Source organism: Cupriavidus sp. R6-3 (assembly GCF_059772245.1).
On sequence record NZ_JCBAJO010000223.1, the window covers coordinates 1 to 7,524 of the forward strand.

Consider the following 7,524-nt stretch of genomic DNA (forward strand, 5'->3'; position numbering starts at 1 on the left):
CCGGTGCCGCTTCACGGCAGCACCGGATTGGCCTGGGCGCGCGCGATCGCGCGCTGTGCGTCGGCGGGCAGCAGGAAGCGCTGCGACACCAGCGCGTCGGCGGCCGTGCGCAGCTTCGCCAGATAGCCGGCCTGGTCGCCATACAGCGCCTCCAGCGAGGGCCGCTGGTCGCCGGCCGCGGTGCGCGCGGCCTCGGTCTTGTGGAAGGGGATGTAGCTGCCGCCCAGATTGACGAGATCGACGATGCCGGGCGTGGCCACGTAGTTGAACTCGAGGCTGGTGCCGACCGGCGCCTGCACGTCGAGCGCGCGGATGCCCGCCTTCGCCAGGCCGGTGGTGGGATCGAGCTGCGGCACCAGGATCGCGTAGTCGCGGCCCAGATAGGCGGGCGGCAGCACGGTCGCAATGCCGGACTCGTCCTGCGGCCGGTACTGCGGGCCGTAGTCGAGCAGCGGGAAGCCGTTGTAGCGGCCGAGGTACTGGAAGTCGGGGATCGGCACCGTTCCGCTCGGGCCGGCGAAACCGACACCCTTGATCACCGGCACCTGCAACTGGTCGGGCCGCACCAGCGTGCCGTCGGCGATGCGCGGCACCTGGCTGTCCGGCGGCGCGATGTCGCGCGCGACCCAGTCCTCCAGCGCGATGAACAGCGCGCGGAAGGTATCGGCGAAGTCGATCATCGAGCCGGCCGGATAGACCGTCTGCGCGGGGTTGTAGTTGATCTGCGCGGAGCGGCCGCCGTGCTGCGTGCTGGCGTAGTAGTAGATGCGCGCATTGTCCGGCTGCTTCAGGTCGGTGAAACCGTAGGCGTCGGTCAGCACCGGCGAGCCCTGCAGCTGCCAGAACTCGGTGCCCGACAGGCCGAGGAAGAAGCGCGGGCAGGTCCGCGTCTCGCTGCAGCGCTTCATCACGCCGCCGGTGCGGCCCGCGACCGCGTCCTCGTAGTCGGCCGCCAGCCCGCGCGGCGCGGTCTGGCCGAAGGCGCGATGGTCGGTGCGCAGGCCACCGCCGCCGCCCGGCACCGCGAAGCGCGTGTTGATATTGGTCTGGCGCGCGGCCACATGCGCGAAGATGCCGTCGAACACCTTGCCGCCGTCCAGCGCCGCGTTGAAGCCCAGATGCAGGAAGGTCTTCATCGCATTGCCCGACTGCGAGGTGCCCTGCCCGATCGCGTAGCGGATCGCGCCGGCGATCGGATTGGGCGTGCCGGCCGCGTCGGCGCTGCGATGGCGGAAGAAGGTCACCGTGTCGCGCAGCGCCGCCAGGCCCACGCCCATCACCTTCGGATCCTTGGCCACGTAGGTGATCTCGTACAGATAGCCTGGCTGGAAGCCGTCCTTCAGGCAGACCTTGCTGCCGTCGGGCTTGCCGGGAAACGGCGCGCCGCCGGGGCCGCAGTCGGCGAACTTCCATTCCGACGGCGCGATCGGCACGCGCGGATCGGTCTCGTTGACGCGGCGCGTCAGCGTGTAGCCGGGCTGGGTATTGTCGAGGCTGGCCGGCGCGTAGGGAATCATCGAGCCGTTGAAGACGCCGCCGGGCAGGCTCATGGTCGAGGTCGCCACGCTGGGCACCAGCTCCGCGGCGTATGGGCCGGTGATGCTGCTGCCGTCCTTGTTGCGCGCCACCGGCACGCTAAGCGTCAGCCGCGCCGGCGAGCTCTTGGGCACGTCGCCCTGCCACGCCGCGTACAGGAACACATAGCCGCGCTCGAAATAGACCGCATCGCCCGGCACCGCGGCCGGGTTCGGCATGGTCAGGATATTGCCGCGATTGGGGGCGTCATAGCGCAGCACGCCGCCGGCCTTGCCGATGTCCTTCGGCTTGAGCATCACGAACTCGGTGGTGTACTCGACCATGCCGCGCGCATTGACCGGCGCGAGCTCGAGGTCCTGGATCACCGCGTTGCGCGGGTCCTTCGGATCGACCTCGCCGTGCAGCGAGCCGGTCAGCTTCTCGTAGGCGCCGACGCTGCCGAAGCTGCCGGGAAAGTCCTCGCGCGCGGAAATCGTCAGCGTGATCGCCGGGGTCGCCGCCTGCCCGCCGCCTCCGGGCGGGCCGCCGGTCGACGGACCGCCATCGTCGTCGCTGCCGCAACCGGCCAGCAGCGTTGCCGCGGCGACCGCGGTCACCGCAGCCAACCGCCATCCCATCGCCCGCGCCGTGCCGACGCGGCGAGCGTGCCTGATCTCCATGTCTTCTCCTGCCCTGGTGGTTCTTCTTCGGGTCGCTTGTCTTCACGCCCACTGACGGAGCGTTGGCGCCAAGTCTAGGAAGCGAATTGATTCAGGAGAAATGGATAATCTCGATGGATTCAGCGGGGTTTTGGCTTAATGGGCTCCAGCAGCGCGGCGATCCGCTCCGGCGCGACGCCGGCCTCGCGCAACACCTCCTCGGTATGCTCGCCCAGCGATGGCGCGGGCCGGCGGATCGCGGTCGGCGTGCGGGCAAAGCGCGTGGTCGGGCGGACCTGGCGGATCGGCCCGACCGCCGGATGCACCGATTCCTCGAACAGTCCCACCGCCGACAGATGCGGATGGCCCGGCAGGTCCTCGAGCCGGTAGATCGGCGTGGCGGGAATATCGAGCCGCTCGCACAGCGCCATCCATTGCGCGGTGGTCCGCAGCGGCGCCAGCTCGGCCAGATGGCCGTACAGCGCCTTGATGTTCGCGTTGCGCTCGCGCCGGCTGGCGATCTGATAGCGCTCGCCCAGGTCGTCGCGTCCGAGGTCGTGGAAGAACGCCTTCCAGTGCCGTTCGGTATAGGGCAGCATGCTGATCCAGCCATCGGCGGTGCGCACCGGCTTGCGGCCGCCTTCGAGCAGGCGCGCATAGCCTGCCTTGGCGGTAGAAGACGGGAACATCATGCCGCCCATGTGCTCGGTCAGCACGAAGGCCGCCATCGTCTCCAGCATCGGCACCTCGACGTACTGGCCCTCGCCGTGCCGCTCGCGCCGGAACAGCGCGGCCAGCACCGCGTTGGCCACCGCGAGCCCGGTGGTCTTGTCGGCGATCAGGCTGGGCAGGTAGTCGGGCTCGGCACCGGCCGCGCTCGCCGCGCCGACGAAGCCGCAGGCCGCCTGGATGATGTCGTCGAACGCGGGCTTGTCGCGGTCCGGACCGTCCTGGCCGAAACCGGGCGCGGCGCAATAGACGATATCGGGCCGCAGGCGCGCGACCGCGTCGTAGCCGAAGCCCAGCCGTTCGATCGCGCCGATCCGCATGTTGTGGACCAGCACGTCGCAGGTCGGGATCAGTGCGCGCAGCGCGGCCGCGCCCTGCTCGTCCTTCAGGTCCAGCACCACCGAGCGCTTGTTGCGGTTCAGCGCGAGGAAGATCGAGCTCATGCCCGCGTGCTCGACCACGCCATTGGCGCGCATCAGGTCGCCCTCTGGCGCCTCGATCTTGATCACGTCGGCGCCCATGTCGGCCAGCACCTGCGTGCCCATCGGCCCCAGCACCACCGACGACAGGTCCAGTACCCGCACGCCGTCCAGCGGCCCCGCCACGGCGGTCTTGCCGCCGCTCTGCTTGTGTTCGTTCACTGACGCACTCCTGTGATGCCGCATCAGCGGCGCTGGAAATTGGGTAGGCGGCGCTCGGCCATCGCGGCCACGCCTTCGCGGAAATCTTCGGTCGGGAACTGCGTCAGCTGGACCTGCAGCTCGTGCCGGTTGATCTCGGCGACGCGGTCGGCAAGTCCGGCGCGCAGCGTGGCGCGCGTGCTTTCGACGGCCAGCGGCGCAGACAGCGCGATTTCGCAGGCGAGCGCGTGGGCGCGAGCCCGCACGTCGGCCTGTTCGACCAGCTCGTCGGCCAGCCCCATCTCGACCGCGGTCGCGCCGTCGATGCGGCGGCCGGTGTAGAACAGCAGCGCCGCACGCTGCTCGCCGATCAGCCGCGGCAACGTCAGGCTCAGGCCGAAGCCCGGATGGAAGCCCAGCCGGTTGAAATTGACGCTGAAGCGCGCCTCGCGGCAGGTCACGCGAAAGTCCGCGACCAGGGCCAGCCCCACGCCGGCACCGATCGCCGCGCCATGCACCGCCGCCACGATCGGCTTGCGCGTGCGGAACAGCCGCATCGCCTGCCGGTAGAACGGGCTGGGATCGCGCCGGATCGACGGATCGCTGGCGCCGAAGTCGGCGCCGGCGCAGAACGACTTGCCGTCGGCCGCGAGCACGATGGCGCGGCAATCGTCGTCGCGATCGAGCTGTTCGAGGGCATCGGCGAGCGCCGCCATGCAATCGGCGTCGACATGGTTATGGGGCGGGCGCTGCAGCACCACGTGCGCGACGTGGTCCTGCGGCATCCGGAGCAGCGAGACAGGGGATGAAGTATCCATGGCGGTAGAAGGTCGGTGGTGGTAGCGGTGACAGAAGCAGCGGCGCGAACAAGCGGCGTAAATGGGCGGCGTGGGAAATTGCCGATGGATCGCCGGGAGCCGCGCCCGGATAATGGAGCCCGTGTGTCCGGCACCTCGCCGGACGGATTCATCGGCCAATCGAAAGCGGGCGCCGGCATCTGGCCGGCAACACCCGCTCACCAGGAGCGCAACGCGAATCGACGATGCATAGCGGAGACCATCGAGAGGGCGAGCCGACGCCCGCCAACGACCGGCGGCGGCTGCCGCTGGCCGAACTGCGGCACAAGGACCTGAACCTGCTGGTCGTGCTGGCCGCGCTGCTGGAGAGCCGCAGCGTCAGCGAGGCGGCGCGGCGGCTCGACAGCAGCCAGCCGTCGACCAGCCGCATGCTGGAGCGGCTGCGCGAGGAGTTCGGCGATCCGCTGCTGATCAAGAGCGCGGCCAGGATGCTGCCGACGCGCCGCGCGCAGGAATTGCAGCAGGCGCTCGACGCCGCGCTGCGCACCATCGAGAGCATCTACACGCAGAGCGAGCGCTACGATCCCGCGCAGGAGACCGGCTCCTACGCGATCGGCATCAACGACTCGCTGCAGGCGCTGATCGCCCCGGCCTTCCTGGCCCGGCTGCGCGAGGTCGCGCCGCGCGCGCGGGTGCGCATGCATCCGGTGCCGATGCCCAGCGGACTGAGCGCGATGACCAGCGGCGCGATCGACGTGATGGTGGCCTTCTATCCGGTCGAATCCGAGGCGCTGCGTTCCGAGCTGCTGTTCTCGGCGCCGTTCGGCTGCCTGTGCGATGCCGGCAATGCCCATCTCGGCAACACGGCGGGCGCGGCCGAACTGGCGCCGCTGCCCTGCCTGGACATCTCGCAGTTCGGCGTGGTCACGCGCATGGTCGACCGCTACTTCGCCAAGCACGGCGAGCAGCGCCATATCGCCTGCACGATGACCAGCTATCTGGCCGTCGCCGACGCGATCACCGGTACCGACATGTATGCGATGGTGCCGCGCTATCTGGCGCCGGTACTGTGCCGGCATCCGGGCGTGCGCTTCATTCCGATCGACGACCCGGCGCTGGCCATTCCGGTCCATCTGTGCTGGCACAACAATGTCCATACCCATCCCTTCGTCTCCCTGCTGCGCGCGCTGCTGACCGAGGTCGCGCGCGGCCTGCCGGTGTAGCTTCACGCCATCATTCCGGCTGGATGCCGGCCGCCTGCGCCACGCGCCGGAAGCGCGCTATTTCGGCCTGGTGGAAGGAGCGCATGGTCTGCGGGGGATAGGGCATCGGGTCGCTGCCCTTGGTCGCCAGGAAGGCGGTCGACTCCGGCGTCTTCAGGATCGACTGCATCGCGGTCGCGAGCTTGCCGGCGATGTCGTCCGGCGTCTGCGCCCGCACGTAGAACGACACCCAGCTGTACTGCACGTAATCGGGATAGCCGAGCTCGCGCACGGACGGCACCTCGGGCAGTTCGTGATGGCGCTTCTCCCCGGATACCGCCAGCGCGCGCACCTTGCCCTGCCGGATCAGCGTCAGCGCGCCGCTGGTGTCGACCACCGCCAGATCGAGCTGCCTGCCGATGATGTCGGTCATGATCTGCGCCTGGCCCTTGTAGGGAATATTGACCAGCTTGATGCCGGCCAGATTGCCGAACCAGGCGGCCGCGAGCCGGTAGCCCGCCGAATAGGTGCCCACGCTGAGCGGCTTGGCCTTGCCCGCGGCGACCACATCGGCCAGCGTCTTCCAGGGCGAATCGATCGGCACGAGGAAGACATTCATGTTTCGGCTCAGGCCCGCGATCGGACGCAGATCGGCCAGCGGATCGTAGGGCAGGTTCTTCAGCACGATCGGATTGACCGACAGCGGCGAATTGCTCGCCAGCAGGATCGTGTAGCCGTCGGCCGGCGCGTTCTTCAACGCCTGGATGCCGATCACGCCGTTGGCGCCGGGGCGGTTCTCGACCACCACCGGCTGGCCCAGCGCGCGGCCGAGCGCTTCGCCGTAGTAGCGGGCCGACGAATCGGAGCCGCTGCCCGCGGTGAACGGCACGATGATCCGCAGCGGCCGCGAAGGAAACTCGCTGGCCGATTCGGCGGCGGCAATGCCGCTCGCGACGGCGCTGGTGAAGGCGGCGCTGGCCAGCAGCAGCGCCCGAAACAAACCCGGTACTCGCATCGATGTCTCCTGTCGTGGGAGGGCTCGTTTGCCCTTGTTATCCCTGTGTTCCTGCGCGATACGCCGCGCACGTGGTGGTCACGCACGTGGTGGTCACGCACGTGGTGGTCGCGCGCGCGGTGGTCACGTGCACGGTGGTCACGTGTACGTGGCCGCGTGCGTGCACGCCACGCGCCTCAGGCGGCCTGCGGCGCGGTGACCCGCGGCCAAAGCGCGGCGCCGCCCTCGCGGATCGCGCGCGTGCCGATCTCGCGCGCCCAGTGCGCCTCGCTGCCGTACTCGGCGCGCCAGCTCCATAGCCGACGGGTGGACCAGTGCAGCGAGTGCTCGTGCGTGAAACCGATCGCGCCATGGACCTGGTGCGCGATCGCGGCGGCGCGGCCGGCGGCATTGCCGCAGATCACCTTGGCCACCATCGCCTGGCTGTTCCAGCCTGGCGCGCGCATCGCCGCGCAGGCGCTGGCCACCGCCATGCGCGCCGCCACCACTTCGTTGGCCAGCATCGCCAGTTGCTGCTGGATCGCCTGGAACTTGGCGATCGGGCGGCCGAACTGGATGCGCTCGGTGGCGTATTGCACGGTCTGGTTCAGCACGCGCTCGAGCACGCCGGCGATCTGGATCGAACGCATCAGCGCGCCGAGCGGGGAAGGTGACGAGGGCTGCGACGTTGCCGCGCCGGCGCCAAGCATCGCCTCGTCGGCCGGGCTCTCGACCACCACCGCGGCGGCGGCCGGCGCGTCGTCGAAGCGCAGCCGGTCGCGCGGTTCGCCGGCCAGATTGGCGCCGGTCTCGATGCGGCAGCCGGCGGTCGGCACCAGCAGCCATACCGCACGTCCGAACGGCTGCCGGTCCACCGCACGCACCACCACATGGCGCACGTGCCGGCCCCAGGGCACGTCCACCGTGCCATCGAGACGCCAGCCTTCGGCGCTCGAGCGCGCCACCGCCCGCTCCGACTCGGTGCCGGCGTGCGCGGCCAGTGCCATC

The 7,524-nt window shown here is 69.9% G+C and carries 6 protein-coding genes; 1 reads left to right on the forward strand and 5 read right to left on the reverse strand.

The window, feature by feature from the left end; all coding sequences use genetic code 11:
* Window positions 1-11 precede the first annotated feature (11 nt).
* From AC6EI8_RS22090 to AC6EI8_RS22100, 3 genes are all read right to left on the reverse strand, one after another.
* Window positions 12-2,153, reverse strand: coding sequence for an alpha/beta hydrolase domain-containing protein (locus AC6EI8_RS22090; protein WP_226108185.1), 2,142 nt, complete (start codon window positions 2,151-2,153; stop codon window positions 12-14).
* A gap of 161 nt (window positions 2,154-2,314) precedes the next feature.
* Window positions 2,315-3,544 carry a CaiB/BaiF CoA transferase family protein gene (locus AC6EI8_RS22095; protein WP_150082791.1) on the reverse strand — a complete coding sequence of 410 codons (1,230 nt, stop codon included), beginning with the start codon at window positions 3,542-3,544 and terminating at the stop codon, window positions 2,315-2,317.
* A 23-nt stretch (window positions 3,545-3,567) separates the two neighbouring features.
* Window positions 3,568-4,341, reverse strand: a complete 774-nt coding sequence (locus tag AC6EI8_RS22100; RefSeq protein ID WP_226108089.1) for an enoyl-CoA hydratase/isomerase family protein — start codon at window positions 4,339-4,341, stop codon at window positions 3,568-3,570.
* A 224-nt stretch (window positions 4,342-4,565) separates the two neighbouring features.
* On the opposite strand from AC6EI8_RS22100, the gene AC6EI8_RS22105 reads away from it, so the two are divergent.
* The gene (locus AC6EI8_RS22105) at window positions 4,566-5,543 is read left to right on the forward strand and encodes a LysR family transcriptional regulator (protein ID WP_226108088.1); all 978 of its coding nucleotides are present in this window, start codon (window positions 4,566-4,568) and stop codon (window positions 5,541-5,543) included.
* Between the two features lie 10 nt (window positions 5,544-5,553).
* Here the strand turns inward: AC6EI8_RS22105 and AC6EI8_RS22110 are convergent, their stop codons facing one another.
* Window positions 5,554-6,537 (reverse strand): Bug family tripartite tricarboxylate transporter substrate binding protein, encoded by a 984-nt coding sequence (locus tag AC6EI8_RS22110; protein WP_223819537.1) that lies wholly within the window; start codon window positions 6,535-6,537, stop codon window positions 5,554-5,556.
* 176 nt (window positions 6,538-6,713) lie between these two features.
* Window positions 6,714-7,524, reverse strand: an 811-nt coding sequence (locus AC6EI8_RS22115; protein WP_498382887.1) for an acyl-CoA dehydrogenase family protein, incomplete at its 5' end; no start/stop codon positions are given.

Excerpts from the sequence above, each read along its gene's own strand:
- AC6EI8_RS22100 (WP_226108089.1), bottom strand. The coding sequence starts at position 4,341 with ATGGATACTTCATCCCCTGTCTCGCTGCTCCGGATGCCGCAGGACCAC.
- AC6EI8_RS22110 (WP_223819537.1), bottom strand. The coding sequence starts at position 6,537 with ATGCGAGTACCGGGTTTGTTTCGGGCGCTGCTGCTGGCCAGCGCCGCC.
- AC6EI8_RS22090 (WP_226108185.1), bottom strand. The coding sequence starts at position 2,153 with ATGGGATGGCGGTTGGCTGCGGTGACCGCGGTCGCCGCGGCAACGCTG.
- AC6EI8_RS22105 (WP_226108088.1), top strand. The coding sequence starts at position 4,566 with ATGCATAGCGGAGACCATCGAGAGGGCGAGCCGACGCCCGCCAACGAC.